Source organism: Achromobacter xylosoxidans (assembly GCF_001457475.1).
Classification (GTDB): domain Bacteria; phylum Pseudomonadota; class Gammaproteobacteria; order Burkholderiales; family Burkholderiaceae_B; genus Achromobacter; species Achromobacter xylosoxidans.
On the sequence record NZ_LN831029.1, the window covers coordinates 2,956,253 to 2,971,772 of the forward strand.

General features: G+C 68.2%; 11 protein-coding genes and 1 pseudogene. 8 read left to right on the forward strand and 4 right to left on the reverse strand.

Going from position 1 to position 15,520, the window contains the following annotated elements:
- Positions 1–5: 5 nt before the first annotated feature.
- Both AT699_RS13370 and AT699_RS13375 read right to left on the reverse strand, forming a co-directional pair.
- Positions 6–1,370, reverse strand: coding sequence for an MmgE/PrpD family protein (locus AT699_RS13370; RefSeq protein WP_024068756.1), 1,365 nt, complete (start codon positions 1,368–1,370; stop codon positions 6–8).
- A 2-nt stretch (positions 1,371–1,372) separates the two neighbouring features.
- The gene (locus tag AT699_RS13375; RefSeq protein WP_006388226.1) at positions 1,373–2,533 is read right to left on the reverse strand and encodes an acyl-CoA dehydrogenase family protein; all 1,161 of its coding nucleotides are present in this window, start codon (positions 2,531–2,533) and stop codon (positions 1,373–1,375) included.
- Between the two features lie 233 nt (positions 2,534–2,766).
- On the opposite strand from AT699_RS13375, the pseudogene AT699_RS30930 reads away from it, so the two are divergent.
- Positions 2,767–4,152: pseudogene (locus AT699_RS30930) on the forward strand (methyl-accepting chemotaxis protein); the annotation flags it as partial.
- A gap of 192 nt (positions 4,153–4,344) precedes the next feature.
- Here the strand turns inward: AT699_RS30930 and AT699_RS13380 are convergent.
- Complete coding sequence (locus AT699_RS13380; protein WP_024068758.1) at positions 4,345–6,201, reverse strand: EAL domain-containing protein; 1,857 nt, start codon at positions 6,199–6,201, stop codon at positions 4,345–4,347.
- 126 nt (positions 6,202–6,327) lie between these two features.
- Between AT699_RS13380 and rdgB the strand changes: the two genes are divergently transcribed.
- From rdgB to ntrC, 5 genes are all read left to right on the forward strand, one after another.
- Positions 6,328–6,951: an RdgB/HAM1 family non-canonical purine NTP pyrophosphatase gene (gene rdgB, locus AT699_RS13385; protein ID WP_006388229.1), complete on the forward strand. Its 624-nt coding sequence runs from the start codon at positions 6,328–6,330 to the stop codon at positions 6,949–6,951.
- Positions 6,952–6,981: 30 nt separating this feature from the next.
- Positions 6,982–8,205, forward strand: coding sequence for a radical SAM family heme chaperone HemW (gene hemW / locus AT699_RS13390; protein ID WP_006388230.1), 1,224 nt, complete (start codon positions 6,982–6,984; stop codon positions 8,203–8,205).
- A gap of 184 nt (positions 8,206–8,389) precedes the next feature.
- On the forward strand, positions 8,390–9,802 hold the full coding sequence (gene glnA / locus AT699_RS13395; protein ID WP_024068759.1) for a type I glutamate--ammonia ligase: 1,413 nt from the start codon (positions 8,390–8,392) through the stop codon (positions 9,800–9,802).
- A gap of 191 nt (positions 9,803–9,993) precedes the next feature.
- On the forward strand, positions 9,994–11,058 hold the full coding sequence (glnL, locus tag AT699_RS13400; protein ID WP_006388232.1) for a nitrogen regulation protein NR(II): 1,065 nt from the start codon (positions 9,994–9,996) through the stop codon (positions 11,056–11,058).
- On the forward strand, positions 11,058–12,560 hold the full coding sequence (ntrC, locus tag AT699_RS13405) for a nitrogen regulation protein NR(I) (RefSeq protein WP_024068761.1): 1,503 nt from the start codon (positions 11,058–11,060) through the stop codon (positions 12,558–12,560). The genes glnL and ntrC overlap by 1 nt, the downstream gene beginning before the upstream one ends.
- A gap of 71 nt (positions 12,561–12,631) precedes the next feature.
- On the opposite strand, the gene AT699_RS13410 is transcribed toward ntrC, so the two are convergent.
- Positions 12,632–13,549 carry a LysR family transcriptional regulator gene (locus AT699_RS13410; protein ID WP_006388234.1) on the reverse strand — a complete coding sequence of 306 codons (918 nt, stop codon included), beginning with the start codon at positions 13,547–13,549 and terminating at the stop codon, positions 12,632–12,634.
- Positions 13,550–13,736: 187 nt separating this feature from the next.
- On the opposite strand from AT699_RS13410, the gene AT699_RS13415 reads away from it, so the two are divergent.
- Both AT699_RS13415 and AT699_RS13420 read left to right on the forward strand, forming a co-directional pair.
- Positions 13,737–14,435 carry a pirin family protein gene (locus AT699_RS13415; RefSeq protein WP_024068762.1) on the forward strand — a complete coding sequence of 233 codons (699 nt, stop codon included), beginning with the start codon at positions 13,737–13,739 and terminating at the stop codon, positions 14,433–14,435.
- 150 nt (positions 14,436–14,585) lie between these two features.
- Positions 14,586–15,491 (forward strand): pirin family protein, encoded by a 906-nt coding sequence (locus AT699_RS13420; protein ID WP_006388236.1) that lies wholly within the window; start codon positions 14,586–14,588, stop codon positions 15,489–15,491.
- Positions 15,492–15,520 lie beyond the last annotated feature (29 nt).

The window sequence follows — 15,520 nt, forward strand, 5'->3', positions numbered from 1 at the left end:
GGGCCTCAGGGCAGCAGGGCGCCCACCTTGCCGGCCCGCTCCAGGCTCCAGATCGCGTCGATCAGGCCGCGCAGCTCGGTTTCGGTGGCGGCGTCGGCATAGCGGCCCAGGCTCAGCGTCTTGGCCTCGATCTCGTCGCGCGACAGGGTGTTGCCGGGATCGCCCTTGGGTTCGTCGACGCGGCAGTGCAGCACGCGGCCGTCGCGGGTATGCACCGTGACCTTGCCGATCCAGCGTTGTGGATAGGCGCCGTCGACCTCCGGATCCAGTTCCATCGTGACCCGGCCACGGAAGTCGGCCACTGCCGGATCGTCCAGCGCGGCATCGAATTCCGGCAGGCCGGCGCGCCCCTGGCGCGCGATCAGGCCCAGCACCGTGCCCATCGAGAACTTGGACTGGTGCACCGTGCGCGGATCGACCACCGGCCCCAGCACGTCGATGGCGCCCTGGTGCACGTGCGCCACCACGCGCGCGATGTCGCTTTCGGCCAGCTTGTGTTCGCGCAGCACCTGTTGCAGGGCGTCCGCCGCCGGATGGGTGTGGCGGCACGATGCATGGAACTTGAACGAGGTCTCGGCCAGCGCCCAGCGCGTGCCAAGGCGGTCGGTCAGGCGGGCCGGGTCGGCGTCGCTCGACATGCCGGCGGCCATGCCCTGCGGGCCTTCCAGGATGTGGCGCGCGCCGGTGAAGCCTTCCTGCGCCAGGTAGGCCGCAGCGATGCCGTTGGCGGCGGCGCGGGCGGTGTGCAGCTGCTTGGAATCGGCGGCATCGCGCAGGAATTCCCACAGGCCGGCGGCCTGGGTGCCGGCCGAGCCGAAGGCGTCCAGCATGGCCGCGGGCGACAGGCCCAGCAGGCGGCCGGTGGCCGCGGCGGCGGCCAGCGTGCCGGCGGTGCCGGTGGTGTGGAAGATCTTGTAATGCGAGCGGCCGAGGAATTCGCCGACGCGGATGCCGACCTCGTAGCCGGCCACGGCCGCCACCAGCAGGTCGCGGCCGCTGCGGCCCAGCGCCTGGGCCACCGCCAGCGCCGGCGGGAACACCACGGCGGCGGGGTGGAACACCGAACCATTATGTACGTCGTCCTGCTCGACCACGTGGGCGGCGGCGGCGTTGACCATGGCGGCGAACACTGGCGAGGTGCGGCGCCGGTTGATCAGGATCTCGCTGGGACCGTCCGCAGGCCCCATGGCGGCGGCGTAGCGGTCGATGGCCAGCACCGGGCGCGCCGAGGCGCCCGCCAGGATCGACGCCAGGCAATCCAGCAGCAGGTCTTCGGCGCGCCGCAGCACCGGGGCGGGGATGTCCTCGAAACGCAGGTTGGCGGCGAAGGCGGCGAGGGTGGCGCTGGGGGGGGAGGTGTCGGTGGTCATGGTCAGAAGGAGCGCGGCAGGCCCAGGATGTGTTCGGCGACGTAGGACAGGATCAGGTTGGTCGAGATCGGCGCGACCTGGTACAGGCGGGTTTCGCGGAACTTGCGCTCGACGTCGTATTCGGTGGCGAAGCCGAAGCCGCCGTGGAACTGCAGGCAGGCGTTGGCAGCTTCCCAGGAGGCGTCGGCGGCCAGCAGCTTGGCCATGTTGGCCTGCGCGCCGCAGGGTTCGTGGGCGTCGAACAGGCGGCAGGCCTCGTAGCGCATCAGGCTGGCCGCCTCGACGTTGATGTGGGCGCGGGCGATGGGGAACTGCACGCCCTGGTTCTGGCCGATGGGGCGGCCGAACACCATGCGTTCCTTGGCGTAGGCGGTGACCTTGTCGACGAACCAGTAGCCGTCGCCGATGCACTCGGCGGCGATCAGGGTGCGCTCGGCGTTCAGCCCGTCCAGGATGTACTTGAAACCCTTGCCTTCCTCGCCGATCAGATTGTCGGCCGGGATCTCGAGGTTGTCGAAGAACAGCTCGTTGGTCTCGTGGTTGACCATGTTGGGGATCGGGCGGATCGACATGCCGTGCTTGACCGCCTCGTGCAGGTCCACCAGGAAGATCGACATGCCCTCGGACTTGCGCGTGACCTGGTCCAGCGGCGTGGTCCGGGCCAGCAGGATCATCAGGTCGGAATGCTGCACCCGCGAGATCCAGACCTTCTGGCCGTTGATGACGTAGCGGTCGCCGCGGCGCACGGCGGTGGTCTTGATCTTGGTGGTGTCGGTGCCGGTGGTGGGTTCGGTCACGCCCATGGACTGCAGGCGCAGTTCGCCGGCGGCGATGCGCGGCAGGTATTCGCGCTTCTGCGCCTCGGAACCATGCCGCAGCAGGGTGCCCATGTTGTACATCTGGCCGTGGCAGGCGCCGGAATTGCCGCCGCTGCGGTTGATTTCCTCCATGATGACCGAGGCTTCGGTCAGGCCCAGGCCCGAGCCGCCGTATTCCTGCGGGATCAGCGCCGCCAGCCAGCCGGCCTCGGTCAGGGCGCGCACGAAGGCGTCGGGATAGCCGCGTTCTTCATCGATCTTGCGGAAATATTCGGCGGGGAACTGGGCGCACAGGTCGCGGACGGCTTCGCGGATGTCCTGGTAGGCGTGGGAGGCTTGAGGCATGGGGTGGGTTGCGATGTCGACAATGAAAGGGAATTCGGGACAGGATCGAATGTGCCGCAAGGCGCCGCGCCTGCCAATTCACAATTCATTAATACGGGGTTCCTGTTCGCAAAAGCGCATTTATGTGACCGCCGTTCGTCATGCGGGGAGCGGGGTTGTGTCAAGAAATTGCCAAACTGCATCCCCATAATCGCCCCGATACGCCTAGGTGGCGATGCAACAGACGGATGGATATGCGGAAAAATCTCAGGGTGACGACGGCGGTTTCCGCCATTCTGGCGGTGTTTGTGGCGCTGTTTGCGCTGGCCGCGGCGGCCGGCATCTTCGTGCTGCGCGAAAACCGCGCCGACATCGAGGCGCTGGGCCGCGGCAGCATCGAGCGCGCCAGCGACCTGTCGGACATGACCAGCCGGCTGTTCCAGGCGCGCGCCGCGCTGACCGACGCCAAAACCGCCATGGAAGGCGGACTGGAGGAGGCGCGCGACCAGTCGCTGAACCAGGCCGACGCGCTGCTCAAGCAGGCGGCGGCCAGCCAGGCGCGGCTGCGCGCCAATGCCGACACCAGCGCGCAGGGCGCGCCGCTGTTCGACCAGACGCTGGCGGCCTATGCCGCCTTTGCCGACCAGACCCTGGCGCCGATGTTCAAGGCGATCAAGGGCTGGAATGGCATCGAGGTCAACCGGCTGGTCGACAAGGTGCTGCCGGTGTCCGGCTCGGCCTACGTCAAGCAGGCCGAGGCTTACCAGGCCTACGCGCGCCAGCAGGGCCAGGCGGCGGTGGCCGGCGCCAGCCAGACCATGCAGCGGGTGACGCTGGTGGCCGCGGCCGTGCTCGGCTTCGTGCTGGTGCTGGCGGTGCTGATCCGGCTGGCCGTGCGCCGGCGCATCCTGCGCCCGTTGAACGAGGCCGGCGCGCACTTCGACCGCATCGCCGACGGCGACCTGACCGGCAATATCGCCGTCCATGGCGACAACGAGATCGGCGTGCTGTATTCGGCCATGCGCCGCATGCAGACCGGCCTGTCGGCGGCGGTGGCGTCGGTGCGCCATGGCGTCGAGGAAATCCATACGGGCTCGGGCGAGATCGCCGCCGGCGGCGCCGACATGTCGGACCGCACCGCGCGCCAGGCCGGGTCGTTGCAGGAAGCGGCGGCCAACATGACGCAGCTGGCGCACACGGTGCAGATGACCGCGGGCAACGCCGATCTGGCGAGCCGCCAGGCGCTCGGCGCCACGCAGCTTGCGCAGCGCGGCGGGCAGGCGGTGGAGGAAGTCGTGACCAGCATGCAAGGCATCGCCGACAGCGCGCGGCGCATCGGCGAGATCGTCGGCGTGGTCGACAGTATCGCCTTTCAGACCAACATCCTGGCATTGAACGCGGCGGTGGAAGCGGCCCGCGCCGGCGAGCAGGGCAAGGGCTTCGCGGTGGTGGCGGGTGAAGTGCGCTCGCTGGCGCAGCGCAGCGCGCAGGCGGCCAAGGAAATCAAGGGCTTGATCGAGGATTCGAATTCGCGCGTCGAGGCCGGCGTGCGCCAGGTCAATCTGGCCGGCGACACCATGCGCGACATGCTGGTGTCGGTCGACCGCGTGACGCAGATCGTGGCCGAGATCTCCAGCGCCACGGCCGAGCAGGCCGCGGGTATCGCTTCGGTCAATGACGCCGTGGCGGACATCGAGCGTTCGACCCAGGAGAACGCCGCCATGGTCGAACAGACGGCCGCCGCCGCGGCCGCGCTGGAGCTGCAGGCGCAGCATCTGCGCCGGGCGGTGTCGGTATTCCAGATCGCCCAGGCGCAGGCAGCCGGCCACGCTTCAGGCGGCGACCTGCGGCAGGCTGGCGCCGCTGTAGCGCTCGGCCACCAGCGACAGGTTCCCATGCTTGACCTTGTGCTTGACATGGGCGGCGGCCGACGCGATGTCCTCCGGGCGGATGCGCTCGCATAGGGACGGGGTGACGGTGAGGGCGCCGACACCCAGTGTCACGAACGGGAAGAAGCGCGGCACGCCGTAGCGGTCCTCGGCCTCGATGCCGCCGTTGCGGCGGCCTTCGTCGTCGTACAGGTCGATGGCGCGTTCATTGAATTCGGCGATGATGCGCTGGATGCGTTCGCTCCAGTCGGGGCTGCACAGCAGCACCACGAAGTCGTCGCCGCCAACGTGGCCGACGAAATCGCGCAGCGGGTCGCAGTGGCGCTTGATGACGTCGGCGGTCAGCATGATCATGTCGTCGCCGCGCCAGTAGCCGTAGACGTCGTTGAACGGCTTGAAGTTGTTCAGGTCGCCATAGCAGATGGTGAAGTCCGCGGCGTCGTCCAGCAGCGTGGCGATGTGCCGGCTGATGGGGATGTTGCCCGGCAGCGAGGTCAGCGGATTGGCATAGCGCGCGGCCTCGATGCGCATCTCGGTCACGGACCGCACCAGCGTCTCGCCGGTGGCCAGGCCGTCGTAGCGGCCGTCGCGGGTGATGATCAGCCCGTCCATCAGGTAGCGCTGGTCTTCGGAGATCAGCACGTGGCTCAACTGGTCGATGGACACGTCCAGGTCGACCAGCACCGGCTCGGCGTTCATGAAGGTCGAGCAGGCGTCGCGGCCGAACAGCTCGCGGGTGTAGCGCTGCGCATAGTGCTCGGAAAAATCGCGGCGGTTGATGATGCCCACCGGCCGGTTGTCGGCGTCGACCACGGCCACCGCGTGCAGGCTCTTGTGCTCGATGAAGAGACGATGCACGTCGTCGTTGGTGTGCTTGTTCAGCAAGGCGGCCGGGGCCTCGACCCGCAGGCTGGCGGCGGTGCCGCCGGCCGATCGTTGCGACAGCGGAGCCGGCGCGCGCACCCGCAGCGAGTCGCGCAGCGGCGGGGTCAGTTCGGTCAGCAGGGTTTCGTCGGGACGGCCCAGCAGCCAGCCCTGGGCGTAGCGGATCTCCAGGTCGCGCACCACCGCCAGGTCCTCGGCGGTCTCGATGCCCTCGGCGACGATGGCCGTGCCCAGGTACTGCGCCACCTTGAGGATGGCGCGCACCATGTTCTGCTTGCGGTCGTCGTGGCCGATGCCATTGAAGAAGTAGCGGTCGATCTTGACCAGGTCGGGCTGCATTTCGGCCCATAGCTGCAGGTTCGAATTGCCCACGCCATAGTCGTCCAGCGCGATGCGCATGCCATATTCGCGCAGGCAGGCGAAGGCGCTGCCCAGCGTCGACATGTGCTCGGACAGCGGGTCCTGCTCGGTCAGTTCGACAATGATGTCGGACGGCGCCAGGGTGCAGTCCTTGAGCAGGCGCAAGGGCATTTCGTCCCCCCATAGCGACCAGTAGTGGATCAGCGCCGAACCCGACAGGTTCAGGAACAGCTTGCCGGCAGCCGGGTTCTGGTTGAAACCCTGGGCGCCGGCGCGAAAGCTCGCCAGCTCCAGTTGTGGATGCAGGCCCTGGCGGCGGGCCTCGGCGAACAGGGCGTCCGGAAAGTGCAGGGTGGTGTCGACCGGGCCGCGGATCAGGCTTTCGTGGCCATAGATGCGGCTGTGGGACAGGTCGATCACCGGTTGAAAACGGGGGCGCAACAGCCGTTCGCGCAGGATGCCCGCCAGGCTGACCGGCGCGGGCGTCGCGGCGCCGGTGGAAAGGGGAGGCGCGCTGGCCGCGGCCGGCCGGGGCAAAGCGTGAAGTGGGTTCATCGCCGGGGCGTTCAGATACGATCAGTGACAAGATTGATCATATTGACAACGAAATATGTCGGCGTTGTTTCGCCATCGCGGCGGTTACGCCTGGGCATCGGCCCCGCGCCCTATACAATTTGGCCCATGACATCCCCCAAGATTCCCGATTCCCTGCGCCGCGTCGTGCTGGCGTCCAACAACCCCGGCAAGCTGCGCGAGTTCTCCGCCTTGTTCGCGCCGCTCGGCATCGAGCTGGTGCCGCAGGGCGAACTCGGCGTGCCCGAAGCCGAGGAGCCGCACGTCACCTTCGTCGAAAACGCGCTGGCCAAGGCGCGCCACGCCAGCCGCCTGACCGGCCTGCCAGCGCTGGCCGACGATTCGGGCCTTTGCGTGGCCGCGCTGGGCGGCGCGCCGGGCGTGTACTCGGCCCGCTACGCCAAGATGCATGGCGGCGAGAAATCCGACCAGGCCAACAACGCGCTGCTGGTCGAGAAGCTGGCGGCGGCCAGCGACCGCAGCGCCTGTTACGTGGCGGTACTGGCCCTGGTGCGCGGCGAGAACGATCCGCGTCCCCTGATCGGCGAAGGCCTGTGGCAGGGCGAGATCATCGACCAGCCCGAAGGGGTGAACGGTTTCGGCTACGATCCGCATTTCTATCTGCCCGATCAGGGCCTGACGGCCGCCGCGCTCGAACCCGAGGAAAAGAATGCCATCAGCCATCGCGCCCGGGCCCTGCGCGAATTGCTGAGCAAGCTGAACCAGGCTTGACACGGGCGCCGTGGCGCCCAGGAACACCGAATGTCCATCACCATCCCCATCCGCGCCGAATCGGGCGCGGCCCGTACGCGCCTGATCACCCCGGCCGGCGCCACGCTGACCAGCCTGCCGCCGCTGTCGGTCTATGTGCACGTGCCATGGTGCGTGCGCAAGTGTCCGTACTGTGATTTCAACTCGCATGCGGCGCCCGGCGGCGAGATTCCCGAACGCGCCTACCTGGACGCATTGCGCAGCGACTTGGAGCAGGCGCTGCCGTCGATCTGGGGCCGCCAGGTGGTTTCGGTATTCATCGGCGGCGGCACGCCCAGCCTGCTCTCGGCCGCCGGCCTGGACGAGCTGCTGGCGATGCTGCGCGCCTGTCTGAACGTATGGCCCGACGCCGAAATCACCATGGAGGCCAATCCCGGCACCGCCGAGGCCGGCCGGTTCCGCGACTACGCCGCCAGCGGCGTGACGCGCTTTTCGCTGGGCATCCAGAGCTTCGACGACGCCCAATTGAAGAAGCTGGGCCGCATCCACGATTCGGCCCAGGCCCGCGCCGCCATCGAGATGGCCCAGCGCGCCGCGCCGCGCGTCAATCTGGACATGATGTTCGCGCTGCCCGGGCAGACCCTGGCGGCCTGCGTGGACGATCTGCGCCAGGCCATCGGCTTCGGCACCGAGCACCTGTCGCTCTATCACCTGACGATGGAGCCGAACACGGTATTCGCCAAGTTTCCCCCCGAAGACCTGCCGGACGACGACACCAGCGCCGCGATGCAGGACGCGGTCGAGGCCGAACTTGCCGCGGCCGGCTTGGCGCGCTACGAGGTCTCGGCGTACGCGCGGCCCGGCGCGCGCTGCCGCCACAACCTGAATTACTGGGAATTCGGCGACTACCTTGGCCTGGGGCCGGGCGCGCACGGCAAGTTGTCATTCCACGACCGCATCGTGCGCGAGGCGCGCCTGCGCAGCCCGGAGTCCTGGTTGCGGGCCGCCGCCGCGCGCGACGGCAGCCACCTGGCCGAGAGCCGCCAGGTCGGCCCGGACGAACTGCCGTTCGAGTTCATGCTCAATGCCTTGCGGCTCAAGGACGGGGTGGCCGCCACCCTGTTCAACGAGCGCACCGGCCTGTCGCTGGCCGCCATTGCGCACCAATTGGAGGCAGCGTCCGCCAAGGGCCTGCTGGACGCCGATCCCACCCGGCTGCGGGCCACGCCCCTGGGCTGGCGCTTCCTGAACGACCTGCAGGAAATGTTCCTGTAGCAATCAGGCACCAGGATGGGGCAATCATGCCCCATCTTTTGCACCAAATTGGTGCTACATTTTCCCATCGCCTTGCCGCCTTCCCCGGGCAATCCCGGGGGTAAAACCTGGCACGCTTATTGCTTCCTTCTTTTATGCCAGTCGAGCGGCACAGCCCTCGACCCTTTTATCTAATGGAGATGACATGGCAAGCCCGAAAGACGTCCTGAAACAGATCGCCGACAACGAAGTCAAATTCGTGGATTTCCGCTTTACCGATACGGTCGGCCGCGAGCACCACGTGTCGGTGCCCACGACCGCGATCGATGAAGACAAGCTGGAAAGCGGGCAGGCCTTCGACGGTTCGTCGATCCCGGGCTGGAAGGGCATCGAAGCCTCCGACATGCTGCTCATCCCCGACCTGGCCACCGCCAACCTGGATCCGTTCCGCGAAGAGCCGACCCTGATCCTGTCGTGCGACGTGGTCGAGCCGTCCGACCTGAAGGGCTACGACCGCGACCCGCGTTCGCTGGCCAAGCGCGCCGAAGCCTACCTGAAGGCCTCGGGCCTGGGCGACACCGCCTACTTCGGTCCGGAACCCGAATTCTTCGTGTTCGACGGCGTGACCTGGAACACCGACATGTCGGGCACCTTCGTCAAGATCAAGTCGGAAGAGGCCTCCTGGTCCACCGGCCTGGAATTCGAAGGCGGCAACACCGGCCATCGTCCCGCGGTCAAGGGCGGCTACTTCCCGGTTCCTCCGGTTGACTCGTTCCAGGACATGCGTTCGGAAATGTGCCTGCTGATGGAACAGATGGGCGTGCCGGTCGAAGTGCACCACCATGAAGTGGCCGGCGCCGGCCAGCTGGAAATCGGCACCAAGTTCAGCACCCTGGTGCAACGCGCCGACTGGACCCAGATCGTCAAGTACATCGTGCACAACGTGGCCCACGCCTACGGCAAGACCGCCACCTTCATGCCCAAGCCCGTCGTCGGCGACAACGGTTCCGGCATGCACGTGCACCAGTCGATCTGGAAGGACGGCCAGAACCTGTTCGCGGGCAACGGCTACGCCGGCCTGTCGGAATTCGCGCTGTACTACATCGGCGGCATCATCAAGCACGCCCGCGCGCTGAACGCCATCACCAACCCCGGCACCAACTCGTACAAGCGCCTGGTTCCGCACTACGAAGCCCCGGTCAAGCTGGCCTACTCGGCCCGCAACCGTTCGGCCTCGATCCGCATCCCGTACGTGGGCAACCCGAAGGGCCGTCGCGTCGAAGCGCGCTTCCCGGACCCCCTGGCCAACCCGTACCTGGCCTTCTCGGCCCTGATGATGGCCGGCCTGGACGGCGTGCAGAACAAGATCCACCCGGGCGATCCGGCCGACAAGAACCTGTACGACCTGCCGCCGGAAGAAGACGCGAAGATCCCGACCGTCTGCTCCTCGCTGGAACAGGCCCTGGAAGCGCTGGACAACGACCGCGAGTTCCTGACCCGCGGCGGCGTGTTCAGCAACGACATGCTCAACGCCTACATCGACCTGAAGATGGCCGATGTGAACCGTCTGCGCATGACCACGCATCCGGTCGAATTCGACATGTACTACAGCCTCTGATCCCAGGGGCCGTGGCTGGGGGAGCGCGATGATGTAGGCAGAAACCAGGGCCGACACCACGCGCACCGCCAGGTCGCCGACCAAAGGCTTGCCCGTCCGGCCCCGCGCCGGCGGGCAGGGCGCCGCGCTCGCGGGCGCCGCCGGACCGGCGTGCCGATTTCCCCCATGTAGTCATTCGGGTACGTTGAAAAATGAATGTAGAAGCTCTCGATCTGCTTGCCACGTCCGTTTTCCTGGTCAACGAACGCGGTCATATCGAATACGCCAATGCGGCCGCCGAGGATCTTTTCGGCCGTTCCCGCAAGCAGCTGCGCGGCCATTCCGCCGCCACGCTGTTCGACAATCCTGAGAACATTCAGTCGTCCATCGACCGCGCCGCCGCTGGCAGGTATGCCGACGTCCGGCAACTGGCATCGCTGCGCCGCGCCGCTGAATCGGTGGAAGTGGCGGTGACCACGGTGGGACTGAGCGGCCAGCCCTGGCCCGCATTGATCGAGACCCGCGAGATCGAGCAGCGCGTGCTGGCCGACCGCAATCACCGCCTGGTCGACGAGATCGAGGCGCACCGCGAGCTGCTGCGCAACCTCGCGCATGAAGTCAAGAATCCCCTGGGCGGCTTGCGCGGCGCCGCGCAACTGCTGGAAGCCGAGCTGCCGAGCGCGGCGCTGGCCGAATACACCCAGGTCATCATTTCCGAAGCCGACCGCCTGCAGGCGCTGGTGGACCGCCTGAGCGGGCCGCAGCGCGTGCCGCTGAACGCGCGGCCGGTGAACATCCACGAGATCTGCGAGCGCGTCTGCGCGCTGATCCAGGCCGAATTCCGCAACGACGTCACGCTGGTGCGCGACTACGACGCCTCCATGCCCGACCTGAAGGGCGACGCCGCCCGCCTGATGCAGGCGGTGCTGAACGTGGCCCGCAACGCCGCGCAGGAACTGGTGGCGCGGCCGCAGGCGCCCGGGCTGGAGCCGGGCGTGGTCACGCTGCGCACGCGCGTCGCGCGGCAGGTCATGCTGGCGCACCGCCAGCACCGCCTGGCGCTGGAACTGTCCATCATCGACAACGGCCCCGGCGTGCCGGACCACATCCGCGACCGCATCTTCCACCCCCTGGTCACCGCTCGCGCCGGCGGGACCGGGCTGGGCCTGAGCCTGGCCCAGGATTTCGTGCAGCAGCACGGAGGCATCATCGAATTTGAATCCCGACCCGGGCGCACCGAGTTTCGCCTGGTCCTACCGATGGAGCCCGCACTCTGATGAAACCCGTATGGATCGTCGACGACGACCAGGCCATCCGCTGGGTCCTCGAAAAGGCCCTGGCCCGCGCCGGTGTCCCCACCCGTAGTTTTTCCCAGGCCGCCGACGTGCTCGAAGCGCTGTCGCACGAGACGCCCGTCGCCCTGGTTTCCGATATCCGCATGCCCGGCGGCAACGGCCTCGAACTGCTGCGCCAGCTCAAGGAACGCCATCCGGGCCTGCCGGTCATCGTCATGACCGCCTTCGCCGACCTGGACAGCACCGTGTCGGCCTTCCAGGGCGGGGCCTTCGACTACCTGGCCAAGCCCTTCGACGTGAACGAGGCGGTCGCGCTGATCCAGCGCGCCATGCAGGAATCGGCCCAGCCCGAGAGCCCCGAAGGGCAGGGCGAAGCCCAGAACAACGAGCGCTGGATGATGACGCAGTCCTCGTCCACCGCCATGCAGGAAGTGTTCCGCGCCATCGGCCGGCTGGCGCAGTCCAAGGTCACCGTGCTGATCACCGGCGAGTCCGGCACCGGCAAGGAGCTGGTGGCGCGCGCGCTGCACGGCCACGGCGTGCGCGCCAGCGGCCCGTTCGTGGCGCTGAACGCCGCCGCCATTCCGCGCGACCTGCTGGAAGCCGAACTGTTCGGCCATGAGCGTGGCGCCTTCACCGGCGCCAACACGCTGCGCCGCGGCCGCTTCGAGGAAGCCCACGGCGGCACGCTGTTCCTGGATGAAATCGGCGACATGCCGATCGAGCTGCAGACCCGCCTGCTGCGCGTGCTGGCCGAGGGCAGCTTCTATCGCGTCGGCGGCGCCCAGCCGGTGCGGGTCGACGTGCGCATCGTCGCCGCCACCCACCAGCCGCTGGAACAACGGGTCGAGCAGGGCCTGTTCCGCGAAGACCTGTTCCACCGCCTGAACGTGATCCGCCTGCGCCTGCCGCCGCTGCGCGAGCGGGTCGAGGACATTCCCGCGCTCGCCCAGCATTTCCTGACGGCCAGCGCGCGCTCGCTGGGCGTGCCGGTCAAGCGGCTGACGCCCGAGGCGCTGGCGGTGCTGACCAAGTTCGATTTTCCCGGCAACGTGCGCCAGCTGGAGAACTTCTGCCACTGGCTCACCGTCATGGCCCCGGGCCAGACGGTCGAGCGCGCCGACCTGCCGCCCGAGATCCGCGCCATGGAACACGCGCCGGTCGCCGGCACGGTCTCGCCGCGCCCACCGGCCGGCGCCAGCGTCGCCGCCATCGGCACCGTGGTCCAGCACGCGCCGGCCGCCGCCATCGACGACGACGCGCCACGCAACTGGCAGGACTCGCTGCTGCGCGACGCCCAGTACCGCCTGGAACGCGGCGAACCCGCCGTCATGGCGACCCTGACGCGCCAGTTCGAGAAAATCCTGCTGCAAAGCGCCCTGGACGCCAGCCGCGGCCGCCGCGTCGAAGCCGCCTCGCGGCTGGGCATCGGCCGCAACACCATCACCCGCAAGCTGCGCGAACTCGGCATCGAAGACGAGTAGGGCACATTTGCCTGGAACACGCGGGCGGCGCTGCGTCGCCCGCGTGGCCTCCTCTCGCGGAAACGACGCGCTCACGCCATGCCGAGCAGCCCTTCGCACAGGCGCGGCGACTTCAGCTTCTGCAGCCACCACTTCAACGCCTCGCCCGGCGCCTCCGCCCGCCACGCATACGCCACGTGCTCGGTCAGCGACATGCCCTCGTCGGTATCGCAGACCACCAGCACGCCCTGCGCCAGATAGGGCGCCGCCAGCGTCAGCGGCAGGTAGCCGCAGCCCAGGCCGCGGATCTGCGCCTCGATCTTGGCCTGCATCGTCGGCATCACCAGCGTCGGTTGCTCGGCCAGGATGCCGCGGGATTGAGGCGGCAGGTTGCGCGAGGTGTCGGCCACCACCACCGCGCAATAGCGCGTGATGTCGGCGCGGCTCAAGGGCTGCGGCGCCGACGCCAGCGGGTGATGCGCGGCCACGCAGAAGCCGAACTGGGCCTGGCCCATGGTCTGTGAGCGGTAGGGGCCGGTGGGCTCGCCCGCCGCGCCCGCGCCGATCACGAGGTCGGCGCGGTTCGAGGTCAGCGCGTCCCAGTTGCCGCTCAGCACTTCGGTCGAAAAGCGCAGCGTGGTCGCGCTGCCCAGCGCCTGGAACTCTTCAACTAGGTCGTACAGCGGCCGCCACGGCAGCACCGCGCTGACCGCGATGCGCAGTTCCACCTCCCAGCCGGTCGCGATGCGCTTGACCCGGCAGGCCAGATCGTCCAGCGACTGCAATACGTGGCGGCCATCCTTGAGCAGGGTCTCGCCGGCTGGCGTCAGCACGGCGCGGTGGCCGGATCGGTCGAACAGCAGCACGTCCAGCCCATCCTCCAGCTTGCGGATCGCGTAGGTCACGGCGGAGGGCACCTTGTCCAGCTCGCGCGCCGCCTTGGCGAAGCTGCCGTGGCGCGCGATCGCGTCCACCAGGACCAGCAATTCGGGGGTGATCGGCTGTTGCATGGGGACGGGCTCCGGAAAATATCGTTCAAATAATTTGAATGGTTTCTTCAAATCATAGCGTCAAATCGGCTTCCAAGTACGCGCACAATGTCATTCATGCCGGTTGCGCAGCGTTGTCTTCCCGACCGGAAAGCAGGGAAGCCAGCCACCGCGAAACCATTCACTTATTTGAAACAGGGAGTCCACTATGCTTACCATTCGCCGTAGCGCCGAACGCGGTCACGCCAACCACGGGTGGCTCGATTCGTTCCACACCTTCTCGTTCGCCAACTACTACGATCCGGCCCATATGGGTTTCGGCGCGCTGCGCGTGATCAACGATGACCGCATCGCCGCCGGCCGCGGCTTCGGCACCCACGGGCACCGCGACATGGAGATCATCACCTACGTGCTGGACGGCGCCATCGCGCACAAGGACAGCATGGGCAGCGGTTCCACCATCCAGCCCGGCAACGTGCAGCGGATGAGCGCTGGCCGCGGCGTGATGCATTCCGAGTTCAACCCGCGCGCCGACAAGGAAACGCACATGCTGCAGATCTGGATCGAGCCGAACGTCACCGGCATCGCGCCGGAGTACGAGGAAAAGGCGTTCAGCGACGCGCAAAAGCGCGGCCGCCTGCAAGCCCTGGTGTCGGGCGACGGCGTCGATGGTTCGATGATCATCCACCAGGACGCGCGGCTCTACGCCGGCCTGTTCAACGGCGACGAGTCGGCCACGCTGGAACTGGCCCCCGGCCGCCGTGCCTGGGTGCACGTGGCGCGCGGCGGCCTGACGGTCAATGGCGTCGCCCTGGCGGCCGGCGACGCGGTCGCCATCAGCGATGAAACGCGGGTGGCGCTGTCCGGCGGCGACAACGCCGAGGTGCTGGTGTTCGACCTGGCCTGACGGCCGGCGGCCGGGCGGACCAATGGTCCGCCCGGCCTGTTTTCGATGCGTGGCCGGTCCGCCGTCGGGCGATGGCGCGGCAGGCGGTTCAGCAAAGGCCCCCGGGGCCTTAACATGGTCCCAAGACGGCCAACCTACAGGAGCATTTCCATGTCCACCTTGTCCCAACCCGGCGATAGCCAGATCGAAACCGTGGTGGTGCCGCGCAGCAGCGATCTCGGCGGCTTCGAAGTCCGCCGCGCGCTGCCCTCGGCGCAGCGCCGCACCGTCGGCCCGTTCGTGTTCCTGGACCACATGGGCCCGGTCGAATTCGCCGCGGGCTCGGGCATTGACGTGCGCCCGCATCCGCACATCGGCCTGTCCACCGTGACCTACCTGTACGAAGGCTCGATGGTGCACCGCGATGGCGCCGGCAACACGCAGACCATCCTGCCGGGCGAAGTGAACTGGATGACGGCCGGCCGCGGCATCGTCCATTCCGAACGTTCCTCGCCCGAAAGCCGGCAGGCCGCGCAGCGCCTGACCGGATTGCAGATCTGGGTCGGCCTGCCCAAGGCGCACGAGGAAACCGATCCCGGCTTCACCCACTACGGCCTGGACGCCCAGCCCGTGGTCGAAGGCGAGGGCGTGCGCGCCCAGGTCGTGGCCGGCTCGCTGTTCGGCAAGACCTCGGCCGTCAAGACCCATTCGCCGCTGTTCTATGGCGACATGCAGTTGCGGGCCGGCGCCGTCACGGTGCTGCCCGCCGAACATGAAGAACGCGCCGCCTACCTGGCGGTCGGTTCCGTCGAGGTGGATGGGCAGGTGTTCGAAAGCGGCCGCCTGATCGTGTTCGCGCCGGGCCGCCCGGTGCAGATCCGCGCCTGTACCGACGCGCGCTTCGCGGTGCTCGGCGGCGAGCCGCTGGAAGGCCCGCGCTTCATCTGGTGGAACTTCGTCTCCAGCAGCAAGGACCGCATCGAGCAGGCCAAGCAAGACTGGCAGCGCAACCGCTTCGGCCAGACCGTGCCGGGCGACGAGACCGAGTTCATCCCGCTGCCGCCGCCGCGGGCCTGACGTCGGCGGCCGGAGCGTCGGGGCGGCAT

Excerpts from the sequence above, each read along its gene's own strand:
- AT699_RS13370 (WP_024068756.1), bottom strand. The coding sequence starts at position 1,370 with ATGACCACCGACACCTCCCCCCCCAGCGCCACCCTCGCCGCCTTCGCC.
- AT699_RS13375 (WP_006388226.1), bottom strand. The coding sequence starts at position 2,533 with ATGCCTCAAGCCTCCCACGCCTACCAGGACATCCGCGAAGCCGTCCGC.
- AT699_RS13380 (WP_024068758.1), bottom strand. The coding sequence starts at position 6,201 with ATGAACCCACTTCACGCTTTGCCCCGGCCGGCCGCGGCCAGCGCGCCT.
- rdgB (WP_006388229.1), top strand. The coding sequence starts at position 6,328 with ATGACATCCCCCAAGATTCCCGATTCCCTGCGCCGCGTCGTGCTGGCG.
- hemW (WP_006388230.1), top strand. The coding sequence starts at position 6,982 with ATGTCCATCACCATCCCCATCCGCGCCGAATCGGGCGCGGCCCGTACG.
- glnA (WP_024068759.1), top strand. The coding sequence starts at position 8,390 with ATGGCAAGCCCGAAAGACGTCCTGAAACAGATCGCCGACAACGAAGTC.
- glnL (WP_006388232.1), top strand. The coding sequence starts at position 9,994 with ATGAATGTAGAAGCTCTCGATCTGCTTGCCACGTCCGTTTTCCTGGTC.
- ntrC (WP_024068761.1), top strand. The coding sequence starts at position 11,058 with ATGAAACCCGTATGGATCGTCGACGACGACCAGGCCATCCGCTGGGTC.
- AT699_RS13410 (WP_006388234.1), bottom strand. The coding sequence starts at position 13,549 with ATGCAACAGCCGATCACCCCCGAATTGCTGGTCCTGGTGGACGCGATC.
- AT699_RS13415 (WP_024068762.1), top strand. The coding sequence starts at position 13,737 with ATGCTTACCATTCGCCGTAGCGCCGAACGCGGTCACGCCAACCACGGG.
- AT699_RS13420 (WP_006388236.1), top strand. The coding sequence starts at position 14,586 with ATGTCCACCTTGTCCCAACCCGGCGATAGCCAGATCGAAACCGTGGTG.